At 63.8% G+C, this 24290-nt stretch carries 24 protein-coding genes and 1 pseudogene; 11 read left to right on the top strand and 14 right to left on the bottom strand.

Translation table 11 applies throughout. The annotated features are described in order from the left end of the window. Positions 1–77 precede the first annotated feature (77 nt). From ABEA23_RS06165 to ABEA23_RS06155, 3 genes are read left to right on the top strand one after another with little or no spacing between them, the layout of a single operon-like run. Positions 78–764, top strand: coding sequence for a cyclodeaminase/cyclohydrolase family protein (locus tag ABEA23_RS06165; protein ID WP_345477195.1), 687 nt, complete (start codon positions 78–80; stop codon positions 762–764). 1 nt (position 765) lies between these two features. Continuing rightward, a complete protein-coding gene (locus ABEA23_RS06160) occupies positions 766–1581 on the top strand; it encodes an alpha/beta fold hydrolase (protein WP_345478631.1) in 816 nt (271 codons plus the stop codon). Further along, positions 1578–2330, top strand: coding sequence for an esterase/lipase family protein (locus tag ABEA23_RS06155; protein WP_345477194.1), 753 nt, complete (start codon positions 1578–1580; stop codon positions 2328–2330). The genes ABEA23_RS06160 and ABEA23_RS06155 overlap by 4 nt, the downstream gene beginning before the upstream one ends. A 54-nt stretch (positions 2331–2384) precedes the next feature. Here the strand turns inward: ABEA23_RS06155 and ABEA23_RS06150 are convergent, their stop codons facing one another. Together ABEA23_RS06150 and ABEA23_RS06145 are read right to left on the bottom strand one after the other, a co-directional pair. Further along, positions 2385–3227: an NAD-dependent epimerase/dehydratase family protein gene (locus tag ABEA23_RS06150; protein ID WP_345477193.1), complete on the bottom strand. Its 843-nt coding sequence runs from the start codon at positions 3225–3227 to the stop codon at positions 2385–2387. A 93-nt stretch (positions 3228–3320) separates the two neighbouring features. Then, positions 3321–3818: a DUF3253 domain-containing protein gene (locus tag ABEA23_RS06145; protein ID WP_345477192.1), complete on the bottom strand. Its 498-nt coding sequence runs from the start codon at positions 3816–3818 to the stop codon at positions 3321–3323. A 127-nt stretch (positions 3819–3945) separates the two neighbouring features. On the opposite strand from ABEA23_RS06145, the gene ABEA23_RS06140 reads away from it, so the two are divergent. The 3 genes from ABEA23_RS06140 to ABEA23_RS06130 are packed head-to-tail and all read left to right on the top strand — an operon-like array spanning position 3946 to position 6922. Continuing rightward, complete coding sequence (locus ABEA23_RS06140; RefSeq protein WP_345477191.1) at positions 3946–5043, top strand: type III polyketide synthase; 1098 nt, start codon at positions 3946–3948, stop codon at positions 5041–5043. A gap of 12 nt (positions 5044–5055) precedes the next feature. Next, positions 5056–5748 carry a methyltransferase domain-containing protein gene (locus tag ABEA23_RS06135; protein ID WP_345477190.1) on the top strand — a complete coding sequence of 231 codons (693 nt, stop codon included), beginning with the start codon at positions 5056–5058 and terminating at the stop codon, positions 5746–5748. Beyond that, the gene (locus tag ABEA23_RS06130; RefSeq protein ID WP_345477189.1) at positions 5741–6922 is read left to right on the top strand and encodes an FAD-dependent oxidoreductase; all 1182 of its coding nucleotides are present in this window, start codon (positions 5741–5743) and stop codon (positions 6920–6922) included. Before ABEA23_RS06135 ends, ABEA23_RS06130 begins: the two co-directional genes overlap by 8 nt. On the opposite strand, the gene ABEA23_RS06125 is transcribed toward ABEA23_RS06130, so the two are convergent. The 5 genes from ABEA23_RS06125 to ABEA23_RS06105 form a co-directional block, all read right to left on the bottom strand. Then, on the bottom strand, positions 6915–7766 hold the full coding sequence (locus ABEA23_RS06125; protein ID WP_345477188.1) for a UbiA family prenyltransferase: 852 nt from the start codon (positions 7764–7766) through the stop codon (positions 6915–6917). The two genes, ABEA23_RS06130 and ABEA23_RS06125, sit on opposite strands and share 8 nt — an antisense overlap. Positions 7767–7839: 73 nt before the next feature. After that, positions 7840–9441 carry a sunset domain-containing protein gene (locus ABEA23_RS06120; protein WP_345477187.1) on the bottom strand — a complete coding sequence of 534 codons (1602 nt, stop codon included), beginning with the start codon at positions 9439–9441 and terminating at the stop codon, positions 7840–7842. A gap of 102 nt (positions 9442–9543) precedes the next feature. Next, positions 9544–11082, bottom strand: coding sequence for an MDR family MFS transporter (locus tag ABEA23_RS06115; RefSeq protein WP_345477186.1), 1539 nt, complete (start codon positions 11080–11082; stop codon positions 9544–9546). Beyond that, positions 11082–11681, bottom strand: a complete 600-nt coding sequence (locus tag ABEA23_RS06110; RefSeq protein ID WP_345477185.1) for a TetR/AcrR family transcriptional regulator — start codon at positions 11679–11681, stop codon at positions 11082–11084. Before ABEA23_RS06110 ends, ABEA23_RS06115 begins: the two co-directional genes overlap by 1 nt. 64 nt (positions 11682–11745) lie before the next feature. Beyond that, the gene (locus ABEA23_RS06105; RefSeq protein WP_345477184.1) at positions 11746–12708 is read right to left on the bottom strand and encodes a DNA topoisomerase IB; all 963 of its coding nucleotides are present in this window, start codon (positions 12706–12708) and stop codon (positions 11746–11748) included. Between the two features lie 164 nt (positions 12709–12872). On the opposite strand from ABEA23_RS06105, the gene ABEA23_RS06100 reads away from it, so the two are divergent. Then, on the top strand, positions 12873–13430 hold the full coding sequence (locus tag ABEA23_RS06100) for a hypothetical protein (RefSeq protein WP_345477183.1): 558 nt from the start codon (positions 12873–12875) through the stop codon (positions 13428–13430). A gap of 27 nt (positions 13431–13457) precedes the next feature. On the opposite strand, the gene ABEA23_RS06095 is transcribed toward ABEA23_RS06100, so the two are convergent. The 6 genes from ABEA23_RS06095 to ABEA23_RS06070 form a co-directional block, all read right to left on the bottom strand. Continuing rightward, entirely contained in the window at positions 13458–14669 is a 1212-nt protein-coding gene (locus tag ABEA23_RS06095; protein WP_345477182.1) for a hypothetical protein, read from the bottom strand. Positions 14670–14959: 290 nt separating this feature from the next. Continuing rightward, positions 14960–16000, bottom strand: a complete 1041-nt coding sequence (locus ABEA23_RS06090) for an LLM class flavin-dependent oxidoreductase (RefSeq protein ID WP_345478630.1) — start codon at positions 15998–16000, stop codon at positions 14960–14962. 269 nt (positions 16001–16269) lie between these two features. Further along, complete coding sequence (locus ABEA23_RS06085) at positions 16270–16944, bottom strand: GntR family transcriptional regulator (RefSeq protein WP_345477181.1); 675 nt, start codon at positions 16942–16944, stop codon at positions 16270–16272. A 94-nt stretch (positions 16945–17038) separates the two neighbouring features. Then, the gene (gene hpt, locus ABEA23_RS06080; protein WP_044495104.1) at positions 17039–17590 is read right to left on the bottom strand and encodes a hypoxanthine phosphoribosyltransferase; all 552 of its coding nucleotides are present in this window, start codon (positions 17588–17590) and stop codon (positions 17039–17041) included. 18 nt (positions 17591–17608) lie between these two features. Next, positions 17609–18628 (bottom strand): tRNA lysidine(34) synthetase TilS, encoded by a 1020-nt coding sequence (tilS, locus tag ABEA23_RS06075; RefSeq protein WP_345477180.1) that lies wholly within the window; start codon positions 18626–18628, stop codon positions 17609–17611. Then, positions 18621–19799, bottom strand: coding sequence for a zinc-dependent metalloprotease (locus ABEA23_RS06070; RefSeq protein WP_345477179.1), 1179 nt, complete (start codon positions 19797–19799; stop codon positions 18621–18623). Before ABEA23_RS06070 ends, tilS begins: the two co-directional genes overlap by 8 nt. 109 nt (positions 19800–19908) lie before the next feature. On the opposite strand from ABEA23_RS06070, the gene ABEA23_RS06065 reads away from it, so the two are divergent. After that, positions 19909–20832 (top strand): class I SAM-dependent methyltransferase, encoded by a 924-nt coding sequence (locus ABEA23_RS06065; protein WP_345477178.1) that lies wholly within the window; start codon positions 19909–19911, stop codon positions 20830–20832. Positions 20833–20860: 28 nt separating this feature from the next. On the opposite strand, the gene ABEA23_RS06060 is transcribed toward ABEA23_RS06065, so the two are convergent. Further along, positions 20861–21931, bottom strand: a complete 1071-nt coding sequence (locus ABEA23_RS06060; RefSeq protein WP_345477177.1) for a DUF2332 domain-containing protein — start codon at positions 21929–21931, stop codon at positions 20861–20863. A 280-nt stretch (positions 21932–22211) separates the two neighbouring features. Here ABEA23_RS06060 and ABEA23_RS06055 point away from each other — a divergent pair, with 280 nt between their 5' ends. The 3 genes and pseudogenes from ABEA23_RS06055 (at position 22212) to ABEA23_RS06050 (ending at position 24127) form a co-directional block, all read left to right on the top strand. Continuing rightward, the gene (locus tag ABEA23_RS06055; protein WP_345477176.1) at positions 22212–23036 is read left to right on the top strand and encodes a hypothetical protein; all 825 of its coding nucleotides are present in this window, start codon (positions 22212–22214) and stop codon (positions 23034–23036) included. A gap of 36 nt (positions 23037–23072) precedes the next feature. Continuing rightward, positions 23073–23138, top strand: a pseudogene (locus tag ABEA23_RS14230) (DUF2087 domain-containing protein); the annotation flags it as partial. Positions 23139–23149: 11 nt separating this feature from the next. Then, a complete protein-coding gene (locus tag ABEA23_RS06050; protein ID WP_345477175.1) occupies positions 23150–24127 on the top strand; it encodes a 1,4-dihydroxy-2-naphthoyl-CoA synthase in 978 nt (325 codons plus the stop codon). Positions 24128–24290: the final 163 nt, after the last annotated feature.

Raw genomic sequence — 24290 nt, 5'->3', positions numbered from 1 at the left:
TGCGCGAATTCGTGAGTGGTTCAACACTACAAGGATTGTTCTCCCTTATCTCACGATTTCGAGGCACACTTGGTCTCATGGGTGCTTCAGACTCGGTGACGACACAGCGCTCCACACTTCATGAGTGGACTCAAGCCTTAGCGGAGTCGAAAGGCTTCCCCGGCGGTGGCGCAGCGGCGGGTGTGATGCTCAGCATCGCGGCATCGCTGACTTCAATGGTCGCCGGTTATACCGAGCCAGCAGAGCACCACCGCGAGGACCTGGCCGATATCCGTTCCCGAGCCCAGGCTCTCGCTGAGGAGGCCCTGCAGCTGGCCGATGACGACGCCGCCGCTTCTGAAGCTTTCGGTGCCGCCTTCCGAAAGCAGGCCGGTCCAGAGCGCCAGCGCGCGATCGAGGAGGCTTCGGTCTTCGCCGCTGAAGCATCCGCGGCCTTGGGAACCAAAGCCATCGCCGCTATTGATGACCTGGAGTGGTTGGCCGTCAACGGCAAGTCCGCACTTATCGCAGACGTAGCGGTCGCCCTCGGCGCGTTGCGAGCCGCCATGGTTGGTGCCCGCACAAACGTCAGCTTCGATCTCCATACGTTGACGTCTGCAGGAAACACGCTGCAACAGATAGAAAAAGACCACCCCCGGCTGTGGAACACCGTGACGCGACTCAACACCGCTCTGGACCGCGTGGACGACATAGTCCACGGCATAGACCACCGAGCCGCGCCCACCGACACCGCTGTGACCCCCAGCGACCCCGAAAGGCACTGACATCAGCTCCGCATCCCCTAGGACGTCAGGCGCCGGACCGCACGCCCGGCGTCTGATCGCCAGTGGTCATACCGTTGACGTCCATGGCACATTTACCCCGCAGTGTCCGCCGATCATCCTGGTCCACGGGATCGGAATGTCGGCTGAGTACTTCCTGCCCTTCGCACACGCGCTGTCAGCCACTCATGACGTTTACGCCCTGGACCTGCCCGGTTACGGGAGGACCCCGAAACCAGCGCGGGCGCTGACCGTCCCTGAGCTCAGCGAGGTTGTGGCGGATGTTATCGCCGCACTTCAGCTGCAGGCACCCGTCGTCGTCGGCCATTCCATGGGTTGTCAGATCGTGACGAACCTCGTTGCCAGCCATCCGGGGCTCTGCGCCGGCTACATCCTCATCGGCCCCACAGTAGATCCAGAAGCGCGCAGCCTGCCGGGCCAGGCCTTCCGGCTGCTGCGGGACATGCTGCGCGAACCGCCCAGCAGCAACGCGGTGGTCCTCCGCAGTTACTTTCAGATGGGTCCGCTACGGTATCTGCGCACCGCTAAGTACATGCTTGCCGATCACACCGAAGAAGCCATACCGCAGTGCCAGGTGCCGGGGCTGGTGGTTCGCGGGGCCCGGGATCCCATCGCATCATCTGAGTGGGTCCGAGAGCTGGTGCAGCTGGCACCAGATGGCGCTCTGGTGGAGATCCCCGGTGGCCCCCATGCCGTCCAGCACAACAGAGCAGCACAGCTCGCGGCTGCCTGCCTGCCGTTCCTTAACGCCGTCAATGATCAGCGTCCCGGCTCGCAGTCGGCCACACCGAAGCCATGACCTCGACACGACGGCGCACGGGCTGGTCCTTCTTGGCTGGGCCGCGCCGCGCACTGTCAACGGTGGCCGAGGTCAGTACGGCTCTCGGTGCCTGGGCGCATGACTACACCTACGCCCTGCAGCGGCAGGCGGCCGGTCTGGTGCTGCGCCCTGATCCGCAGGCGTACCGCCTCCCCGCCTCGGATAAGCCCGCGGTAGTGCTGCTGCCAGGGATCTATGAAACCTGGGCGTTTATGCGCCCTGTGGCAGAAATCCTGCATCAGGACGGCTATGACGTGCACGCCGTTGTGGAGTTGGGCTACAACGGGGGCACCGTTGAAGACATGGCTCAGGTAGTTGAGCGCTATATCCGCCTAGCCGGCATCCAGCGCTGCGTGATGGTCGCACACAGTAAAGGAGGACTCATCGGCAAGACTCTGCTGTCCCGGCAGAACAAGGACGCCAGGCTCCACGGGCTCGTGGCGATCAACACGCCCTTCCAAGGGTCACCCTTGGCTCGCCTTCTTCCACTTCCGGCCCTTCGAGTCTTTCTGCCAAGGTCACCGGAACTGACTGAGCTCGCCGCCAGCCGGCAGGTGAACAGCCAGATCGTGTCCATCTATGGGCTTTTCGATCCCCATATCCCTGGCGGCAGCCGCCTGGAAGGAGCCCACAACGTGCAGCTGGACACTCGCGGGCATTTCCTTCCGCTCGGTCACCGACTGGTGCACCAGGCAGTTCTCGACGGCGTCCGGAGGCTCTCACGTTGACGGCACCCCGGGTACGGTTCTCGCCAGCACCGATCCGGGCCGGTCACATATGTATCAGTGCTGCCGCCAGGAGTGCTGGGGGTCGTATCCGAGTTCACGACGAGCCTTCTCAATGGAGAGCAGGGTGTCATTGACCCCAAGGTCGCCTCGCAGAGGCACATCGGGGAACACTTCAGCGACCAGTTCCGCATTTGGCCGCGACATCACGGTGTCGGCCGCAGCGATGATGTACTGCTCAAACCCCGGTTTACCCACCGTCAGTGCGCGCTCAATGGCCTGCGCGCCGTCGCGCGCATCGATATAGCCCCAGAGGTTCCATTTCCGCAGCGAGGCGTCCTCATCGAAGGCGGGAAACGCGGCATAGTCTTCTGGGTTCATCACATTGGAGAAGCGCAGCGCCGAGATGGATAACTGGGGGTTCCAGCGCACCAGCTGCACCGCCATCTGCTCCTCAAGGTGCTTCACCAGGGAATAGGTGGACTCCGGACGCGCTGGATACTCTTCATCCACCGGGATGTAGGGAGGCGGCACATCGAACGGCAGACCCAGGACGGTCTCGCTGGAGGCATAGGCGATACGCTCAATGCCCAGCCGCGTCGCAGCCCAGAAAACGTTGAAGGTCGCGGCGATGTTGTGATGGAAGGTGGCCACGTCCGGGCGGATACCCGGGGCCGGGATAGCCGCTAAGTGCACCAGGGCATCAACGCCGTTGTGCCGGTCGGTGACTGCGCCGAGCGCGTCGACAACCTGGCCGTAATCTGTCAGGTCCACCTGCACGAACCCCGAGTCCCTGACGCCTTGGACGTCGAGTCCGATGACGTCATAGCCAGCGTCGCGCAGCTCGCGCACCACCACTGAACCGAGCTTCCCCGTTGATCCTGTCACTGCAATGCGCATGATGCCCCTTATTAACTAATAGTCAGTGTTGCCTGGATCACAACATAGCGCACCCGCCCTGGGCGTACACCGGACTTGGCCTCTGAGTCTGGATTACCCCGCTCCCAAGTCGGAATCGAGCTCCGGCCCGGCGGCTATACGGATCGGCCCGCGGGCATGGATATCGGCGGGCTGATTCTTCTGGCTGATCATTACCTGTCCCGCTTCGGCCAGCTGCCCGGCTGTCTCCCGAGCTAGCGGCATGACGTCCCGCCAGTCCTCTCCCGCTGCCACGCGGGCGGCGTCGCTTGGGCAGATGGTGGCACCTTCCCGGTGCCGCAGCAGCGCGCGCATAGTGGCGGCGAGACGCTCTCGACGCCCGTCCTCAGTAGGTTCCCACCACGGCTCACCCCGCTCCCCCAACGCGACCTTGGCGTCCTGCACGCGATAGCGCACCGCATCCCCATGTTTCTTGACTAGGCGCCGCGCAGTCATCAGCTCTTTGACGAGTTCGGAGCGTAGCTTCTCAGGAATGGCAGGGTCCGAGGCACGCCATTTGCGGCCCTCAACAATGATGTAGCGGTCGTCACCAGTCCTCTCGTGCTCCGTCACGTGATGCACTGTACGCCGGAGCCCGCCTCTTGATCCAGGGTCCACGGCGGACGTAGTTTGAGTCCATGTGCTGCCATGTGCTGGGGACCTGGACGGACTCTTAGGTTAGGCGTGATTGAGTAACCCCATGCCAGCGCGCATCATATCCATAGGCACCGCTGTTCCGCAGACTCGGCTGCGGCAGGAAGAGCTGAGCGCCTTCTTCGCTAAACAGCCTGACACCAGCCGCCTCACCAAGCGCTTGATCAGTGCTGTCTTCGAAGCCGCGGCCATCTCTACCAGGCACACCGTGCTCCCTGGACTGGCCGGGGAACCGGATGGGGACTTCATCACCAACGACGGCGTGCTGCTGGCTCCCAGCACAGGCCTGCGCAATAACCTCTACCGCCAGGCAGCCCCCGAGCTCGCCTCTGAAGCAGTTCGTGCGGCGCTGACTGAAGGCGAGGTGAGTCCGGCGCAGGTCACTCACCTGATCACCGTGTCCTGCACCGGCTTCTTCGCCCCGGGCATCGACTATCGACTGATCCGCGACCTGGACCTGCCCACCAGCGTCGAACGCGCCAATCTGGGATTCATCGGCTGCGCCGCCGCGCTGCCGGCGCTGCGGTTAGCCTCTCAGATCACTAGTGCCCGCCCAGACGCCGTCGTCCTGGTGGCCTGTGTTGAGCTGTGCTCGCTGCACATCCGCAAAAGCTCCGACCCGGAGCAGATTGTTGCGGCTTCAGTCTTCGCTGATGGTGCTGCCGCTGCGCTGGTGACCGCCGACGGTTCCGTAGGGCCCAAAGGAGGCATCGCTCTGACACGTTTCGCCACTGCGCTGACCGATGAAGGGGAGGCAGACATGGCCTGGACTATCGGGGACGAAGGGTTCCACATGCGACTCTCCGCGGAGGTCCCGCGCATTGTGGGGCGCGAAGTTCGCAGCGCGGTGGATCACCTTCTGCAGCAGGATGACCCGCCACGGGTATGGGCAGTGCATCCGGGAGGACGAAGTGTCCTAGACCGGGTGGAGAAAGGCCTGGGCCTCGAACCCCATGCCCTGGACGCCTCACGAACGGTGCTGCGCGACTACGGCAATATGTCCAGTGCGACCATCCTGTTCATTCTGCGCCGGCTCCTCCATGATCCGACAGTCATCGGACCCATCGCGACGCTGGCGTTCGGACCGGGCCTCACCGTGGAGTCTGCGCTGATGGAGAAGACTCGGGCTGATGGCCAGAACTAGGTAGGAGCAGTCATGGACCTGTCTGTACGAGACGAGAACCTGCGCGAACTCATGGACGACGCTGACTGTGATCCGCAACGGCTGCAGGCCACCCTGCGACGCTTCGGGATCGTCAACCGGATGATCTCCGGATGGGACACGGTTTACCGGACCAGGCTTCGGCAGATCCTCCGAAGCCTCCCGCAACCGGCCAGAGTGTTGGATCTGGGGTCAGGCGGAGGCGATGTCATCGACCGTCTGGCCCACTTGAGCGCCAGGGACAAGCTCCACGTCGAATGGACCGGCGCCGACCCCGACCCACGAGCATATGAGGCGGCGGTGGCGCGGCAAATCCCCGGCGCCACGTTTCACTGCGCTGATGCCGATGCTCTCTTAGCAGGCGGGGAGGTCTTCGACGTCGTGATCTCCAATCATGTACTGCACCATCTGAGTTCCAGCGAACTCATGCATTTCACCGCAGCCTCACGGCACCTTGCCTCCACAGCAGTCCTGCACAGCGATATTGCTCGAGGACGGCTGGCCTACGGCCTCTTCGCCATTGGCATCACCCCCTTGGCTCCAGGAACGTTCCTGCGCACTGACGGTCTGCGTTCCATTCGCCGCAGCTACCGGCCGCAGGAATTGACCCACGCGCTGGGTGCCCCCTGGAGTGTCTCCTCGCCAGTGCCGTTTCGTCTGCTCGCCGAGGCACCAGGCCGTGCCTGAGGTCCTGGTGGTCGGTGCCGGACCCGTCGGCCTGCTGCTCGCCGGGGAGTTGCGGCGCCGCGGCATAGACGTCGAGCTCCTGGACCAACGCCCGCAGGCCAGTCCCGGCAGCCGGGCCATTGGCATTCATCCCCCGGTGCTGGCAGCACTGGAGGCCTCAGGGCTGACGGAAAGACTATTGGAGGGTGCGGTGCGCGTGACCCGCGGTGAAGCCAGATCCGCGGGACAGGTAGTGGGCGCCGTGCGTTTTGACCAGATATCAGCACGGTTGAATTCGGCACGGTTCCCCTTCGTCGCGACGCTCCCACAGGCTGTGACCGAAGGACTTCTGGGTGCGGGCGCACCTTCACCAGAGCGCGGAGTCCGCGTTACCGGCATTCTGTCCGGGGACCATCACGTGCAGGTCCACACCGACGCTGGAGAGCGCCGCGCAGCGGTGACAGTGCTTGCCGGTGGCGCGCATTCCCGCCACCTGGTCTACGCCCGTCCAGAGGCATATGAGTATCCCGATCGCTATCTGATGACCGATGCCCACACCCCGAATTCCGCAGACGAATCCACCGCGGTGGTCCACCTCGACGCCGACGGAGTGCTGGAGTCCTTCCCGCTACCCGGACAGCGGCGCAGATTTGTCGCCTGGGACGCCCCAGGCGCCTCCAGTGAGCCTGTGCAGATGCGAGCCCGGCTGAGTAGAGCGCTGGAAGGGCGGGAAGAAGCCGACGTCGATGAGGTCAGCGGCTTCGGAGTGCGCAGGTTTGTTGCTCCACGCCTGAGGAATGGTCGAGTGTTCGTCATCGGAGATGCCGCGCATGAGGTCAGTCCCATAGGCGGGCAGGGCATGAATCTGGGGCTTCTGGACGCGGCCACACTGGCGCCGCTGATCGCTTCCTGGGTACGTACCGGCACTGTGGCTGACACTGAGCTCCAACACTGGGAACAGTCCCGGCTTCGTTCGGCCCGACGCGCAGCCGCACTTGCCGGTCTGAACACCCGACTGGGACGTCCGGCGAAGGAACCGCTGAATGCCGCGCGGCGGAACCTGGTGCGAGCCATGCTCGGCCCAGGCACGGGACGGATCTTCGCTCGGGCCTACGGCATGGGTTTCGACCTGGATGCCGCACCGCCCCGCAGACGCCCCGCAGTAGGCGGCATTGGCAGGACGCCCATCAAGTAGTGAGGGAACCGCCTGAGGCCACAAGCTGGGCGGCCAGGACCAGCGCAGCGAACATGGCAAGGCGGAACTGCATCCGCCCCATCCGCTCACGCCGACCTAGTGAGACCGTGATGACTGCGACCACAAGGACCAGACCAAAGAAGACCCAGGAGAGCGCAGATACCTCCGCAATGTCCCATTCCCTGGGGCCTGCAGTGGCGGCGTATGCGCCTGCCACCAGCGCTGCCGAGGCAACCAGGGCAGAGGGGCCACCGCCAAGACGGTGCGGAAGCCCTCGGATACCGGTCTGGGCGTCGTCGTCCAGATCAGGGAGAACGTTGGTCAGGTGCAGCGCAACACCTAGTGCAGCCCCAGCACACCACGCCCACGCTGCTGCCCACTGCGGCTGGTCAGCCGAAAGAACTGCCAGCGACGGGAAGATCCCAAAAGTGACCATATAAGGGACCACTGATACCGGCGTTGCCTTCAGACCGAGGTTATAGGACCAGGCGGAGATGAGCGCCACCGCATGAGCACCCAGCAGCGGAAGTCCAAGCGGGGCGGAGAGGCCGAGGGCTGCGACCACGCAGAGGATTGCGGCGGTCCATGCTGTTCGGACGGTGATATCGCCGCGAGCAATGGGCTTGTCCGTGCGCCCCACGGCGCGGTCCCGCTCGGCGTCAATAGCATCGTTGGACAGGCCGATAGACAACTGGCCGGCAAATACCGCTACTACCAGCAGCAGGATCCGCCACAGCTCGAGCCCAGCGCTGACCGCGAGAACTCCTGCCAGTGCCGTCACCACCATGGTGGGACCGGGGTGAGAGGATCGCCATAATCCGCGTACCAGTGGAGTGCTTGTCATGGGTCTTAGTCTGACACCGGGTCTCTACGAGCGCGGGCACACCTTGCCCGGCACTCAGCAGGCAGGTTCTGACTCAGCGCTTAGATTTGCGGTATCCGGCGCTGCGAGCAGCAGATTCGGTCTTGAAGCACTCCTCCGGATTGGTCCGGCTGTAGAACTGACCTCGAGGCACGTGGTAGATCCACTCGCCGCTGGAGCTGTGATTGCCCTTAATGGGGTATCCAGCGGGGCAGTCCCATGATCCGGAGCGAGGCGCGCGACTGACTGGGCTGCTGCTCTTGGAGGTACTGCGCGAGGACGACGCCGCAGGCGCGCGCTTGACTGAAGCCGTGGCCTTGGATGCCTTGGTCACCGTGGTGTGTCCGGACTTCTTTCCGGTGACTTTCACAGTGATCTTCTTGCCCTGCTGAGCTGAGCTGACCTTGTAAGTCCGCTTAGTGGCTCCCTTGATGCGCTTGCCGTTGGAGAACCACTGGTAGCTGAAGCTGGTCTTCGACGTCCAGGTGCCGGTCTTAGCGGTCAGAGTCTTGCCCACCTGAGCGGTGCCGCTGATAGTGGGGGTACCAGCACGCATGACCTTGGCGGTCTTCGATGAATTGCGCTGGGCCGAGGCGTGGCCAGACTTCTTGCCGGCGACCCGTACAGCGATCTGTTTACCCTGCTGGCCAGTGCTGACCTTGTAGGTGCGCTTGGTGGCACCCTTGATGCGCTTGCCATCGGCAAACCACTGGTAGCTCAAGGACGTTCCGGAGCTCCACTTACCTGGCTGAGCCGTAAGCGTGCTTCCCACAATGGCCTTCCCCGAGACCTTGGGGGACCCGGTGCTCAACGGACGAGAGCTCATCTTGGAAGTGCGCTCCACTGTGGTGTGACCGGATTTGGTGCCCACCACGGTGACACTGATCCGCTTGCCGGCATCGGCGGAGCGGATCTTGTACTGAGTGCTCTTGGTGCGGCTGACCACTTTGCCTTCGACCCGCCACTGGTAGGTGAAGGCTGTGCCCGCGGTCCATTTACCGGGCTTGGCGGTGATGGTGCCGCCGGTGCGCACATTGCCCGAGAGTGTGGGGGTAGCGGCCTGGGCCACTCGCGTGGTGGCCGCGGAGGTCTTCTGGGCGCTGGCATAGCCGGTGGCAGCTCCGCTCACGCGCACCGAAATCCGCTTACCCACCTGACCGGAGGGAACTTTATAGGTTGATTTCGTGGCGTTCTTAATGACCTTGCCGTCACTGAGCCACTGGTAGGAGAGTTTCGCACCGGAGGTCCAGCGCCCCGGACGGGCAGTGAGCGTAGACCCGACGACGGCGGCACCGGTCACTGTGGGTGTGCCGGCAGTGAGGACCTTCGGCGACGCCGTCGTTCTGGTGGGTGACGGCTGTGGGCTCACCGAAGGCGCCACGGTGGGTGCCGGGCTCGGAGTCACACTCGGTGAAGATGAGGATGTGGCCGACGGCGCTGGACTGGCTGAGCCACTGGGACTGGTTGAGGCGGTGGGGCTGGCGCTTGGAGAGGCCGGCTCGGTCACTGGCGCCTGGGCCACCTGGAGCTCATCAACCGCGGTGGGCTGCTCAGTAGCGGCCGATGCCGGCGCACCGGCCCCAAAGAGCAGACCGGCGGTCAGGGCGAAGGTGGTGGTTGCGGCACCGAAGGCGCGCAGTGCTGAGGCAGTTTTCATGAAGACCCCTGGTGATCCAACGCTGAGTGAAACGCTCGCCACCGGGGCGTGCTGAGCAAAGCTTATACCAGCAAAGGACCTTTGTGTGAGGAAACTAACGTTTTAATCATCCAGCGTTGTGGCCAGCGGTTTTTCCTCGACAAAAAGCAGCAGCACAGTCGACAGCAGTGCCAGCGGCACCATCCAGAGGAACAGCGGAATCAGCGCCTCGTTATAGGAGCCCACCACCACTGAATGCAGCGGCTCGTCCAGGGCGTTGACCAACTGCGGGGTCAGTGAATTCGCCCCGACATCCCCGGCGGCCTCTGGGATCCGTTCGGTCAGCAGCTCCCTGAGACGGGTGGCGAAGAGCGAGCCCACCACCGCTGAGCCCAGGGTGGCTCCGACTTGGCGGAAGTAATTCTGCCCGGCCGTAGCGGTACCCACTAGCCGCAGTGGGAAAGAGTTCTGGGCCACCAGGGTCAGCAGCTGCATGCTGCAGCCCAGACCAAGTCCCAGCACAGCCAGGTACAGGCATTCCAGAACGATGGGAGAATCCGCGCTGAGCGTGGAGAGCAGTCCCAGCCCCAGTGCGGTGATGACAGTACCGGTGACCATCACCGCCTTGTAGCGCCCGGTGATACTGACTCGTCGGCCCACAATCACCGAGGCCACCAGCAGAGTGCCCATCATCGGGATCATGAGCAGCCCGGCCTGGGCGGGGCTGTAACCGGTGACCATCTGCAGATAAGTGGGCATGTAGCCCATGGCACCGAACATGGCCACGCCAGTGATGAGACCAGCAATCATGGTCAGCACAAAGTTGCGGTTGCGGAAGAGCAACAGCGGCATCACCGGCTCCTTCGCCCGGGACTGCACCCAGATGAACAGCAGGGAGGTGACGACGGCGGCCGCAGCCAGACCCAGAATCAACGGGGAAGTCCACTCGTATTCCGCACCGCCCCAGGTGGCTACCAGGACGATCGCGGAGGTGGCCACGCCCAGCAGCGCCATGCCGGCAATATCGATGCGGCGGCGTTCCTGCTTCTGCCGGGCCGGCAGCTTCAGCAGTACCGCGACGCCCACCAGGGACAGCAGCCCCAGAGGCACATTCATCCACAGCGTCCAGCGCCAGCCGGGACCGTCAGTCAACCAGCCGCCCAGCAACGGCCCGGCCACCGAGGAGAAGGCGAAGACGCCACCCATGACACCCATGTACCGGCCGCGTTCACGTGCCGGAACGACATCAGCGATAGTGGCCTGGGAGAGAATCATCAGCCCTCCGCCGCCTAAGCCCTGCACGACGCGAGCTGCCACCAGCTCCCCCATGCTCTGGGCCGCTCCGCCGGCGCCGGAACCAATGACAAAAAGCACGATCGCCACCAGGAACAGGGGCTTGCGTCCGAACATGTCGCCGAGCTTGCCGTAGACCGGCATCATGATGGTCGAGGCCAGGATGAAGGCCGTGATGACCCAGGCCATGTGCTGGACCCCGTCGAGCTCGCCCACGATTGTCGGCAAGGCGGTGGCGAGCACCGTCTGCCCCAGGGAGGCCATGAGCATGGTCAGAATGAGCGCGGAGAAGATCAGCCCGAGATGGGCGTTAGGGCCGGGATTTTCGGCCGCGGGCGAGGGCGAGTGTGGAGAATCAGGCGTACTCATCAGTTCTCGCCGACCACCTTTCGGAATAGCGCGATGGATTCATTGATGAAGGGCTCGAGATCATCAGCCGCAGCCCTTTGGTAGCGGAGGAAGGCGTGCTTGGTGATGGCCCCGGAGAGCAGGAGTCGAACATCGAGCAGGTCCGCTGCCGCGTCGTCGACCTCGTGAGCGGCGGTTGCGGCTTCCACGGCCTCGCGCACCAGATGCTCGACATCAGTGACCAGCTGCATCACCCGGCCGCGAAGCCCAGGGTGGATCGCCACGATCTCTCGACGGCGCAGGGAAGTCTGCTGAGGCAAAGCGGTGCGCAGGATAGCGACGAACAGGTGCGCCACGCGGGTCAGCTCGTCCTGCTCCGACTCTGCGTAGCGACGGGCAGCATCCTCGGGCACCTGGGGCAGGCGGGTTCCCAGGATGGCGTCTTCTTTGGTGGGGAAATAGTTGAAGAACGTGCGCCGGGAAACTCCCGCTCGCGATGCGATCTCCTCCACAGTGGCGGCGGACAGCCCCTGACCTTCGGCCAGTTCGTAGGCCGCCAGATGGATGGCATCCCAGGTGTCACGCTGGTTCTGTTCACGACGCGTCAGCTTTTCTTGCACTAGTGCAGTTTATGCACTTCCGCATTTTTGCACAAGTGCAACTTTTCCCGAGGTGATGGACCGCTCAGCCCAGCAACAAGGAACGGATCGCGGACTCAGGCGTTCGCGAAGTGTCCAGAAGATTGCCGCGACGGTACTGCTTAAAGACCCTCGGGTCGATATAGGAGCTCTTGGCCACGGCGGGAGTGTTCCCGAGCCCTTCGGCGCAGGCCTCGATCGCCGCACGTTCAGCCTTAGCCCGCTCCCGCGCAGTGGACTTCGCCCCTGTGCGTGCCAGGGACTCAGCCGCCAGGATCGTGCCGCGCAGCGTGCGGAAGTCCTTCGCGGTGAATCGACCACCGGTGACCTGGCGGATATAGGCGTTGAGCTGCTGGGGCCGAAGCGCGGCTCGTCGTCGTCCCTCTCGCCAGGACAGCAACAGCGAGCGGGTCCGCCCTTGAACCAGTTCCTCAAGCTGCGGTGCCAGCTCCGGATCCGAGAAGCTGACCTCCTGGACCTTGCCGCCCTTAGCCGGAAAACAGAAGGTCAACGTGTCCCCGGCTACCGCCAGATGCCGGCATTGCAGTGTGGTCAGACCCCGATTGCCGCTCTGCCGCAGATAGGTGCGCGAACCCGCTCGGATGGCGGAGCGGTCGAGGATGCGGAAGGAGATAGCCAGTACTTTCTGCCTGTCCATCCCCTCCTCTTTCAGCGCCTGGGTGACCCTGGCACGCGCTGCAGGCAGCTTTGAAGCAAGATCGAGGGCACGGGAGAATTTGCCGCGATCCCGCCGGTTCGCCCAATGCTGGTGATAGATGTACTGTTTGCGTCCGGCGTCGTCGGTCCCCACCGCCTGCACATGGCCATGGGCGTCCACACAGATCCATACCTCTTTCCAGGCGGGCGGAATCGCCAGTGCATCAATACGTACACAGTCCTGCTCTGAGGCGGGCCGGCCGTCATCATCAACGTAGCGAAAGCCGGAATCGTCACTGAGGCGTTGGAAGCCGGGGTCCTGGAACGGGCGGACGCGTTTGAGTCGTGGCATATGCGCCTCCTCTCTGACCCGCCAGAGACTAATACCCCCTGCTCAGCGCAACCTGGAGATGGCGCTGGGTGCAAACGCTCGAGGGCCGCTGCAGCTATCGCCCTGCTTTGAGATACGCCCCAGGGGTGACGACGTCGTGGCCATAGTCCGCAATGATGAGACCTATGATCAACGCACTTTCGCTGAGCATGACCGCTGGCACACCCGATGACCTCAACCTAGTCCAGGAAGGCTCCTGGATCAGTCAGCTGCAGAACTGGGTGGATGGACTGCCCGAAGCCCTGCAGTGGCTAGGCGTAGTGGCCATCGGTGCGGTGCCGTTCATCGAGTCCTACAGTGGACCGTTCATCGGCATGATCGTCGGCCTGCCGTGGTGGGTCGCGCTGATCTGCGGCGTGCTGGGCAACGCCGCAGCAGTAGCGATTCTGATCTATGGGGCGCACGGCATCCGCTCCGCGGTCACCAAGAACGCCGAACCCAAGGAGCTGTCCGAGAAGCAGATCGCGCGACGGGCAAAGATCAAAAAGTACTTTGACCGCTTCGGTGTGCCCGGTGTGGCCATCCTGGGCCCCTTCGCACTCCCCAGCCAGTTCACCGCACCGCTGATGGTCTCCTTCGGCGCAAACCGCCACCTGGTGATGATCTGGATGGCAGTCTCGATCGTGCTGTGGGGTCTACTCTCGGTGGGCCTAGGCTTCGCGTTCCTCTACCTAGCCGGCTGATCCTGGCGCACCAAAAGCTGCCGAGGGCTAGCGCTGCTCATCATCGGGTGGGTAGCGCTGGGCCTCGCGTGAGCCCTGGGTGAGATTCTTCAGGTCAGTGTCGTCATCAAAATTCGAACCGATGGCGCCGGCTGCGACTCCCATGGAGGCCGAGAGCCAGGCCACGTCGATGTAGTTCACCAGCGTGGCCTCCTCCACCCCAATATTGTTGGCCATAAATTCTGGCTCAATCAGCAGCAGCCCCATCACCAGGATTCCTCCAAAGAGCATCAGGTACAGGGCGGTGACGCTGACCAGAAGGGTCGCCACGGTGGAGGCGTTATACATAAACGCTTCTTTTGTGCCCCCGACGGTACCCGGGCGGTCCCAGAGTTTATTGGAGAGCAGCAGCCACAGCACCACGATCAACACCACCAGCACTGACACCATTGCCAGTCGCCACGGCGGCAAGAAGTTCGCCATCTCCCAGATGGTGCTGAAGAAGATGCCGAAAGCACCGGTAGCGGCAGCGGCGGCGAAGACACCGGAGAGTTTCGGCAATGACAAGAGCGGCTTATTGGCGGCCACCATACCCAGAGTCATCCAGAGCCGTCCGGGGAACAGACCCGAAGGCGTGACGAAGTAGGATTCCCGACCCTGCTGCTGCTCCACATGGGTGACCAGGCCGCCTTGCTCATGGGCCTCATCCACTGAGTCATAAACCAAGGCATCCACGCAGCGACGCAGCTCTTTAGACAGACTGGACTTCACCGCCACCGGGCCCATCGCCGGCAGGGAGACCACACCGAGCTTCTCGACAAAATGCAGTTCCGCTGACTTGACCTTGCGGCCCGCGGTGCGAGGGACTTCCGTAATGACGATGGAGACATCTGCACCGTCTTCGCGGGCCCACTCCAGGACCCGCTCCAGATCCAGGGTGGCGTCCTGACGCAGCGGGATCAGCAGCTGCTTGTGCTTAATGGTGGCACCACGGCTCCAGCCCTCACCCTCATCTTCCAGGAGTTTGCGCACCTGATGCGATGTCCGGCCGGGATCCGAATACAGAGCAATGGTGAAACTCTCGGCGTCGCCGGAGGTCTTGTTGAGCCGGTCGATACCTGGCTTCCTCTGCTCCGCGGCAGCACTTTTAGCTGCCGACGATTCCTGGGCGTCGTCTCGTCCCTGTGTGTACTCAGTCTGCCCCTGATTCTGCTGGGACTCCGACTGCGCGGCCTCTTCCTGTCGAGCATGCTGATTCACGGTGCACACGCTAAACACCGCCGCTCGCCACGGCCTTGACAGATGCTGGACGCTCCCAGGATGCCGCCAGGTCTTCTAGCGGCGCCCCTTCAACTGCCTCCTCACCGGCGAATAACGTAAAGAAACTGCCGAAACTAGCCCCTCAACGGGGGCAGTTCCGGCAGTTTCTTTACGCAAATTACTGGAGCCGCAGGGCCATTACGCCTGAAGACGCTCAAGCACCAAGGGCTTGACCCTGCTAGTCACGCCGGCGCGTACACGCCGCGCACGGCTCTCGGCCCACCGGGCCATCACCCCTGAAGACGCTCAAGCACCAAGGGCTTGACCTTGGTCCCATACAGCTCGATGGCCCTCATCATGTGCTCGTGAGCCAGGGAGCCGTTGCCGTATTTCAGGCCGAAGCGGGAGATCCCCAGCTGATGCTTGGTCTTTACGATCTTCTCCGCCACAGTCTCAGGTGAACCCACATACAGCGCGCCGTGGGTGATCTCCTGCTCGAACTGATCTCGGGACGGGTAGCCGTTGCCCCAGCCGCGCTCGCGACCCAGCTGCGCCATAGTCTCGGCCCAGGAGGGGTAGAAGATGTCCTTGGCCAGCTCGTCGGTGTCGGCAACAAATCCATGGGAGTGGCTGGAGACCCGGAAGTCTGCAGTCTCGGGGCTAGTCGCGTGGCCAAACTCCACCAGTGCCCGCTTATACAGGTCCACAAACGGCGCAAACCGGTGGGGGGCACCGCCGATGATCGCCAGTTCGAGCCCTACGCCGTGGCGTGCAGCGCGCACCACCGAGGCAGGTGTTCCGCCGACGGCGATCCAGGTGGGCAGGCCATTCTGATGCTCAGTCTTGGGGAAGATCTCCTGGCCCTTCAGCGCGGCCCGGGTTTCACCGTTCCAGCTGACTTTGCCCTCACTGCGCAGCTTCACGAAAAGGTCTACCTTCTCTTCGAAGAGCTTTTCGTAGTCGCCGAGGTCGTAGCCGAACAGCGGATAGGACTCGATGAAGCTGCCGCGGCCCAGCGAGACCTCAGCCCGCCCACCGGTCAACCCATCGATCGTCGCGAAACGCTGATAGACGCGCACCGGATCATCCGAAGAAAGCACCGTGACAGCTGAGATCAGCTTGATCCGTTCGGTGGAGGCACCGATCGCCGCCAGCACCACATCCGGGGCCGAGATGGCGTAGTCCGGCCGGTGGTGTTCGCCTACACCGTAGACATCCACCCCGGAGCGATCAGCCATCTGCGCCTCGGCCAGCACGTTGCGCAGCACTTCCGGGTGGGAGAGCTCGCGAGAACCATCAGCGCTCTTGGTGACATCACCGAAGGTATGCAGGCCAAATTCAAACTGCTCGCTGTGCCGCTCAGTGCTTAAGGAGGGGGCGGACTCAGTGCTGGAGTGCTCAGTGCTGGAGTGCTCAGTGCTGAGCTCTGGGCTGCGGGGCTCTGGGGTGACGGGCTCTGGGCTGGTGCTCACGGGATCTCGCTTCCGGTGCCTAGGGGGTTAGGTGAGCCCCAGGTGCTTTCAAGATCACCCAGAGCTGCTCTCACTGTGGTGAAACGACGACGCCGCCGCGTCCATTCCTTAAAATTTGAACGTCTTTCTCAGCTGGACTGGATCTGCTGCAGCGCCACACGGCGGCCTTCTTCAATATGCTCCTGCGCCTCTACGACAGCCGCCGCGGCGTCGCCTCTCAGCACAGCCTCCACCAGGCGGCGGTGCTCCCGCAATGATGCCTGCCCTCGGGATTCGTCCAAGTAAATCCGCTGCGAGGGGTAGGGCATCCCCGCCCAGAGCTGCTCGATGAAACTGACCAGCTGCTCATCACCGCTGAGCCGGTAGAGCGCAAAATGCAGCTCTTCATTCAGCTCCGCCAGCCGGATGGGGTCAGAGGGCTCTTCGCTCCGCTGCAGCAGCAGTTCAAGGCCCTCAGCTCCCGGAACATCACCGCCAGCCGCGCCCCGCATGGCGACCGTCTCAGCAGCAAGTTTCACCGCCATCGGCTCCAGCACAGCACGCAGCCGGTAGATCTGCTCTACCCGCTCACGGCTCTGATCAGCAATAAAAGTTCCGCGGTGAGCATCATGGACCGCATAGCCCTCGGAGACCAGCCGGTTGAGCGCCTCCCGGACCGGCGTCAGGCTCATCTCGAGCAACTCAGAGAGTTCCTTCAGCGTCACCCGCTGACCCGGAGAAAGCTCACCGGTGCGGATACTGCGCCGCAGTGAGGCATAGGCCGCGGCGGCCTTACTCACCGGTTGGACAGGCGAATGCGCCACGGATACTCCCTCACGCTGTTCTCTTGGTGTGGGAGCCGATTCTACAGGCGAGGTGACGCAGCGCACACCGGCTGCGGCGTCGTCGCCGGTGCGATCACTCGTAGACGTGGGGCGCAAGGATGCCGATGACATCCAGGTTGCGGTACTTCTCGGCGAAGTCCAGGCCGTAGCCGACCACAAACTTATTGGGGATGTCCATGCCGACGTACTTCACATCGATGTCCACCTTCACGGCCTCCGGCTTACGCAGCAGGGTGCAGATCTCCACCGAGGCCGGGCCGCGGGATTCAAGGTTGGCCTTCAGCCAGGACAGTGTCAGGCCGGAGTCGATGATGTCCTCGACGATCAGCACGTGGCGGTTCATCAGGTCTGCGTCGAGATCCTTCAGGATCCGCACCACACCGGAGGACTTGGTGCCCGAGCCGTAGGAGGACACCGCCATCCAGTCCATGGTCACATGTGATTTCAGGGCACGGGAGAGATCCGCCATGACCATGACTGCACCCTTGAGCACGCCGACCAGCAGCACGTCCTTGCCTGCGTAGTCGCGGTCGATCTGGGCGGCCAGCTCGTTGATGCGTTCCTGGATCTCTTCAGCGGTGTAGAGAACCTCGGTGAGATCGTCCTTGACGTCAATCGCGTCCATATGAGGTGCGTGCTCCTGTTATCTGGGCGGGGGAACGAGCACCAGTTTCCCATATTCGGCGGTTCCGCGTGCGCCACGGTAAACGCTGACCTCCCCCTCCAGCTGGACCGGCCCAGCAGAGCGGCTGCCGGTGATCAGTTTCTCCGCCGCCGTGAGTCGCTCAAAGCTGGGGTTGGGGGCGCCGACGGCGACCGCGGCCAGCGCCAGTACACGACGACGGATGGCCGGTGGTTCCTCGCGCAGTGGCTTGAGTTTCAGCCGTAGGGTGCCGGTGTGATCGGGGTCTTCCAGCAGCTGGGCGAAGACTTCTTTGGCGTCCTGTTCCAGATAGGCGGCGTCAGCTGCGGCAATATCTGCAGTACGTGCCAGCGACTCCCGGATGGACACGGAGAGCTGCTCCTCGAGAAAGGGCAGGATCTGGGTGCGGATGCGTGAGCGCAGATAGCGCGGATCCGAGTTGGCAGGATCCTGCCAGGGATCCAGGTGGTGGTGGGCGCAGATCGCCTCGGTGTCCTCCCGGGTGAGATCCAGCAGCGGCCGGTGGAAGGGACCGCGCTGCCGCGGAATACCCGCCAGCGACCGGGTCCCGGAACCGCGAGCCAGACCCAGCAGCACCTGCTCTGCCTGGTCATCGCGGGTATGGGCCAGCAGAATCCGAGTGGCGCCGAGTTCTTTCTTTGCGGTGCGGAACGCCCGGTACCGAGCGGTCCGGGCGGCGGCCTCAGGTCCGTCTGCAGAGTGCAGGTCCACCTGGGCGGGGAAGATCCGCACCGGGTCCAGCCCGAGTCCTTTCAGCTGCCGGACTGCGCGCCCGGAGATCTCCACGCTGTTGGGGTGCAGGTGATGGTCCACCACCACGGCGCCCACCCGGGCACCGGCCAGCGGACCATTGGTGCGCTGATGGTGCCAGGCAGCGGCGGCTGCCAGCGCCAGCGAGTCCGCGCCGCCGGAGCAGCCCACCAGGGTCAATCCCTCGGGGTCCAGAGCCTCCCCCACTGCTTTGCGGGCGGCGTGCAGAGCCGCAGGCGCCTTAGCCACCTGACCGCTGGCCCTGCAGGCCCATCCGCTGGATCCAGAGATCTGGCTGGTGCAGTTCATCCTCGGTGGGCAGGTGCTGCGGGGCTTCCCAGATGGTGTTGAAAGCCTCCATGCCCACCGCATCCACAATGTGACTCACGAACTTCTGTCCATCGCGGTACTGGGCGGCTTTCATATCCAGCTGCAGCAGCTTCCGCACCGCACGCTCCAGCGGGCTGCGACGGCGCCCGCGATCGTTGAACCGGCGTCGAATAGTCTTCACTGAGGGAACAATCGAGGCATCGACAGCATCCATCACCACGTTTGCGTGGCCCTCCAGCAGGCTCATCACCGCAGTCAGATGGGACATCACGGCCCGGTCCTCCGGGGACTGGATGGCTTCCAGGAGCCGGTTGCGGGGACGGGTGGATGAAGCGCCTTCTGCCGAGGGGTCCGCGGAGGCGTCGTCGTGCCCGTTGTCCTTTCTGCCTTTCAGCTCGGCTTTGAGCTGCTTGGCGGCCTCGGCGAGCTTCTGCGGCAGAGAATCCGCCTGGCCCATGGTGTTGGTGGAGAGCTGGGTGATCTGCTCTTGGAGGTGTTCAGCCAGCCATGGGGCGGCAGCGAACTGGACCCGGTGGGTCTGCTCATGCAGGCATACCCACAACCGGAAATCAGCGCGGTCCACATTCAACTGGGTAGCAATATCCACCACGTTGGGGGCTACTAGCAGCAGGCGCTGCTGGTGGAATGGCTCGAACTGACCGAGCACATTGGCCGAGAGGAAGGCCAGTACCGCCCCGAGTTCGGCACCGGTGACTGCAGAGCCCACTACTTGACCAGTGCTGCCCTCCTTGGCCAGCTCCGGTTTCTTCTCCACGGCAGCTTTCAGAGCCGGAGCCAGCATCTGCCGGAAGCTCTCCGCATTGGCGGCGGACCATCCGGCACGGTCCACGATCAACACATCGGAGGTGTCCTCCCCTAAGCCACGGGCGGCATGGAGGCCGGTGATCTGATGGACATGCCCCACAGCCTCAGTGGCGGCTTTACGCAGGGCCTGGACCTCGGAGGCGGCCTCACGCCGAGTCAGCCGCGGGCCAGGGGGTGCCAGTCGCGCGGCTGTGCTGGCGGCCAGCTCCCAGTTGATGAGCAGTTCAGCGGCCTGAGCCTCGGTGATCTCCTGCGCAGAAGTCATGGACCCATCACACCACAAGGGGCGGGCCCTGGATACGGGCATTTCGCTGCCGGCACCAAGCCAGCGGAACCGGCTGGTCAACGGGTACGGCGGATACGCTTAAGCGACTATGACTACCGACCAGCACCCTGATCACCCCGGCCAGCCCTGCGCTGAGCCCTCCGGGGAGAGTTCTGCCCTCACATCCGGGACTGAAGCCGGCACCGGCGAGCACCGGCCGTGGACAGAAGACCCCGAGTTCGTCACCCTCTACGACGTGGAGAACGCCGGAATGTGGGATACCGACTTCTATCGGGACCTGCTGGATGAGCTTGGTGTGCAGACGGTGGCTGATATCGGCTGCGGCACCGGCGGACTGGCCCTTGAGTTAGCCGCTGCCGGCATCCGGGTCACCGGTGTGGAGCCTGCGGGGGCGATGATCCAGGTGGCTCGGCAGAGGATCGAACAGCGCATCGCCGAGCCAACTAGCAGCGACCACCCCGGGGCTGCGCTGGCTGAGCGCATCACGCTGATTCATGGTTATGCCGACCAGCTGGAATCCGGCGCAGCTGATGCTGCGGTGATGGTGGGTCATGTGGCGCAGTATTTCCTGCACCGCTCTGAGTGGGACCAGGTGCTCGCCGAAGCGTTCCGGGCGCTGCGGCCCGGCGGGTGGCTGGCGTTTGAATCTCGCAATCCTGCGGCACTGGAGCTAGATGCCTGGGATGAAGAGAGCACCCGGGAGACCCAACCGCATCCTGGAGGCGGGGAGTTCACCTCCTGGCTGGAGGTGCTGAGCATCGAGCCAGATGACGACGACGGGGACCTCATCACCTGCCGGGCGCACAGCATCATGCCTGACGGGCGGAAACTCAGCGCTGATGAACCGCTGCGCTACCGACCGCTGCACGTGCTGTGCGCCTCCCTGGAACAGGCCGGTTTTGTACTCGAGCAGCTGTGGGGCGACTGGGACAGGTCCGAGCTGGACGAGGACTCCCCGGAGATCATCATTCTGGCGCGCAAGCCCGCTGCTTCCAAGGAAAGCAGCCGCTAGCATCCACCGCGCTAAAAGGGGCGGGTTTTCACTCCAAACTCTTCGCATACTGTCCGTGCGGACCGGTGCGTGCCAGCGGTTCGCCGTCCAGGGCAAGGATGAACCCGGACCGGTCGGGATCCTCTCGGGGCAGCTTCGCGGCGATCTGCGGGAAGACCCCGAGCCCTTCATTGCTGACCCAGCGCACTCCGGAAGCCTGCACTTGCTCAACGAAATGCGCCCGCTCCTCAGCGGAGAGATAGACAAGCACCGCGGAGTGGAACACCACCGGCACCGCGCCCTCGGGTACCTCAGCCAGCGCCTGCGGCAGCAGCTCGTTGAGGTCACCGGTGAAGATTCGCGGCGGCTGCTCGCTGACTAGCTGGGCGCCGGCTTCCAGACGTTTGAGCCGATACTCCATGCCAGGCCACACCAGGGCTTTAAGCCAGTCCAGATCCTCAGGATTCCGCAGGTCCAGGGGGTTGACGTCGATCCCGCCGCGCCACGCCACCTCCGGCAGCTTCTCTGGTGCCTGAATCCCGGTGAGTTCACTGGTCAGCTCTACTGCGGAGTTCAACACACCCCGCGGAGTCAGCCGGGCGCCGTCGTGCGCTGTGCTCTTGCCCGTCTCCAGATCGACGGGCTCACCGCTGGCATCGACCGCGGTATCGGTGAACCGGTAGTGGATCGGCCAGGCGTCGGGGTAGAGGCAGAGTCCGGCGCTGCTGCCTACTTCCAGCAGAGCCAGTGGCCGCCGGGTCTGCTCCGCGATGCGAGAGAAAGCCAGGTTCAGCACAGCTAGTCGGCCTGCCTCATTGGTCTGGGTACGCCGGGTGAGCATGAGATGGCGGATCTGGTCCCACTGCTGCAGGACTGCCTGACGGACCTGCGCCCAGGGCAGCAGCGGCACCTGAGCGATCCTGGCCGCAGCGAATAATAGGTTCGCCTGGCGCTTGGGGGCAGGAAGCTGCAACAGCTTCTCCAGGAGTTCGGCATCGGCAGCAACCCCTTCGGCCCAGTCCTGGTACAGCGGGGACACCGGAGCGGCTTCCACCTGAGCGAAATGGCGGTAATACTCCCGGAGCTCCGAACTGGCATCATCAGCAGGCATCTCGCGCATGCGCTCAACCTACCCCGACCTCTGAAAAGGCGTCACCCCCGGCGTCGCCCCAGGCCAGGTGAGGACGCCATGGAAAGCTGTGACCGCCAAGATACGTCACTGTCCCAGGAGTCAGCCCGGGGAGATCGTGGTGGGCTTCTCCGGCGGGATTGTCACAAATAGCTGGGCTTCGGCAGCCTGTGCGAAAGTACCGGGTATGAGTCTGAGGTTTGGGACACATCGCGCTGCGCCTGCTGGCTGTTCGAGCAGCAGCTCTCGCAGGACCTCTGCCCCCGGGGTTGTGGCACTCGCAGGGCTGCTGGGCCTAATGCTGAGCTCCTGCGCGGAGAACCCCTTTGATACCGACAGTGAACCTGCCGGTACCGGGCTCAATCCCGAGCTTCAGACCCCAGCAGCTGAGCAGAGCACCCCGGAATCCCCGGCCGCGGAGTCTGTTCACTCCCCCGAGGCGACCTCCGAGGATCCCTCGGGCACGGAGACCGCAGCGGGCGCAGACTCTGCAGCGGAGGGAAATGACCACGAGCCAGTCGGGACGCAGCTGCCGGAGGATCTCTCCGTGCCGCAGGAATGGCTCATCAGTACGGGCGAAGCCTGGCCAGAATCGGCCGGCCATGGGGCATCCATGCCAGTGCTGAACCGCCAGGATGAATGTCTGCTGCAGGAGCAGATGCCTGAGATACTCGGCCGCACCGCAACTATTACCGACACCGGGTTTGGCCCCCTGGGGGTTGATGCCCAAGCGCAGGATTCCTACCGGTACCTGTGTAACTTCTGGTCCCGTGGCCACTACTCCGGCCGACTGCAGTTGCTGGTAGCGGGCTCAGGCGAGGATGCCGCGGCCATTGCTGAGAACTTCCAGGACCAGCCCAGCACCGAGGTGCAGGAGAACTCCGTGGAGACGGTGAAGCTCGGGGATGAGGAGTTTCAGGTGCTCAGCCGTTGGTACCCGGTGCCCGAGCATGGGTTATACGAGGCCTTGTTCTACGACGCCGATCAGGAGGCTTTTGCCGTGCTGGAGGTGAACTCACTGGATGAAGAAGCGTGGGAAGAGGGCTCACCTGAACAGGTCGCGGAGTACTTGGGGCACATCCTTGCCGGCGAGTGACGCTGAACAGAACCCCACACCCCGCCACGGGCACTCCGCCGTTACCTGGTGGATTTTGGGCTCCTGCACCGGGCTGAGGACGGCTCCCAGTACCGTCGGTAGACTCATCTCTTGTGACTGGCACTGACTCCCGCAAAGACGCACACCCTTCCCTCCCGCCGCAGGTCTCGGACGTCTTCGATCCTCAGCAGTGGCGGCTCGTGGAAGGCTTCGAGTTCACTGACATCACCTATCACCGGCGGGTGGAGCGCGACGACGACGGCGCAGTGGTGCGCGATCTTCCGGCGGTACGTATCGCTTTTGACCGTCCCGAGGTGCGCAATGCTTTCCGCCCGCATACCGTCGATGAGCTATACCGGGCGCTGGATCATGCGCGGATGACCCCTGATGTGGGAGCCGTACTGCTCACCGGCAACGGCCCCTCCCCCAAGGACGGTGGACACTCCTTCTGCTCTGGCGGAGATCAGCGCATCCGCGGCCGTGATGGATACCGCTACGCCGAGGGTGAGACAGCCGAAACGGTGGATCCGGCACGGGCGGGTCGGCTGCACATTCTGGAGGTGCAGCGGTTGATCCGCACGATGCCGAAGGTGGTGATCGCTGTGGTCAACGGCTGGGCTGCTGGCGGCGGGCATTCTCTGCACGTGGTGGCTGATCTGACTATTGCCTCCCGTGAGCACGGGAAGTTTAAGCAGACAGATGCCACCGTGGGGTCCTTCGACGCCGGTTACGGTTCGGCGCTGTTGGCCCGCCAGGTGGGCCAGAAGAAGGCCCGGGAGATCTTCTTCCTTGCCCGGGAGCATTCGGCTGAGGAGATGGTGGCCGCCGGTGCGGTCAACGAAGCAGTGGACCATGTGCGCCTGGAAGAAGTGGCCTTGGAGTACGCAGCGGATATTGCGCGACAGTCACCGCAGGCTATCCGCATGCTGAAGTTCGCGTTCAACGCCGCCGACGACGGGCTGGCCGGTCAGCAGGTTTTCGCGGGTGAGGCCACCCGCATGGGCTATATGACTGATGAAGCGGTAGAGGGCCGCGATGCCTTCCTGCAGAAGCGCGACCCCAACTGGTCCGACTTCCCGTACTACTACTGACCATTGCCTCGCCCCGGGGCTGGACGTACTGCCACTAGTAAGCTCCAGCAGCAGCTTCGCAGCGCATTGCGCTTTGTGCCTACTTGTCCCGAGTCAGATTGCGGAAACTGACTAGTCCCCTGGTGACTGAATTGCGGGACTTCGGTGAGGGGGTTTCCCGCAT

It is taken from the genome of Nesterenkonia rhizosphaerae (genome assembly GCF_039544555.1).
In the GTDB taxonomy this organism is placed as follows: domain Bacteria; phylum Actinomycetota; class Actinomycetes; order Actinomycetales; family Micrococcaceae; genus Nesterenkonia; species Nesterenkonia rhizosphaerae.
Note: the sequence above shows the minus strand (reverse complement) of the source record. Positions and strands in the feature narration are given on the sequence as shown.

Coding starts and splice junctions, on each gene's coding strand:
- ABEA23_RS06165 (WP_345477195.1), top strand. CDS start 78: ATGGGTGCTTCAGACTCGGTGACGACACAGCGCTCCACACTTCATGAG.
- ABEA23_RS06155 (WP_345477194.1), top strand. CDS start 1,578: ATGACCTCGACACGACGGCGCACGGGCTGGTCCTTCTTGGCTGGGCCG.
- ABEA23_RS06150 (WP_345477193.1), bottom strand. CDS start 3,227: ATGCGCATTGCAGTGACAGGATCAACGGGGAAGCTCGGTTCAGTGGTG.
- ABEA23_RS06140 (WP_345477191.1), top strand. CDS start 3,946: ATGCCAGCGCGCATCATATCCATAGGCACCGCTGTTCCGCAGACTCGG.
- ABEA23_RS06135 (WP_345477190.1), top strand. CDS start 5,056: ATGGACCTGTCTGTACGAGACGAGAACCTGCGCGAACTCATGGACGAC.
- ABEA23_RS06125 (WP_345477188.1), bottom strand. CDS start 7,766: ATGACAAGCACTCCACTGGTACGCGGATTATGGCGATCCTCTCACCCC.
- ABEA23_RS06120 (WP_345477187.1), bottom strand. CDS start 9,441: ATGAAAACTGCCTCAGCACTGCGCGCCTTCGGTGCCGCAACCACCACC.
- ABEA23_RS06115 (WP_345477186.1), bottom strand. CDS start 11,082: ATGAGTACGCCTGATTCTCCACACTCGCCCTCGCCCGCGGCCGAAAAT.
- ABEA23_RS06105 (WP_345477184.1), bottom strand. CDS start 12,708: ATGCCACGACTCAAACGCGTCCGCCCGTTCCAGGACCCCGGCTTCCAA.
- ABEA23_RS06100 (WP_345477183.1), top strand. CDS start 12,873: ATGATCAACGCACTTTCGCTGAGCATGACCGCTGGCACACCCGATGAC.
- hpt (WP_044495104.1), bottom strand. CDS start 17,590: ATGGACGCGATTGACGTCAAGGACGATCTCACCGAGGTTCTCTACACC.
- ABEA23_RS06070 (WP_345477179.1), bottom strand. CDS start 19,799: ATGACTTCTGCGCAGGAGATCACCGAGGCTCAGGCCGCTGAACTGCTC.
- ABEA23_RS06065 (WP_345477178.1), top strand. CDS start 19,909: ATGACTACCGACCAGCACCCTGATCACCCCGGCCAGCCCTGCGCTGAG.
- ABEA23_RS06060 (WP_345477177.1), bottom strand. CDS start 21,931: ATGCGCGAGATGCCTGCTGATGATGCCAGTTCGGAGCTCCGGGAGTAT.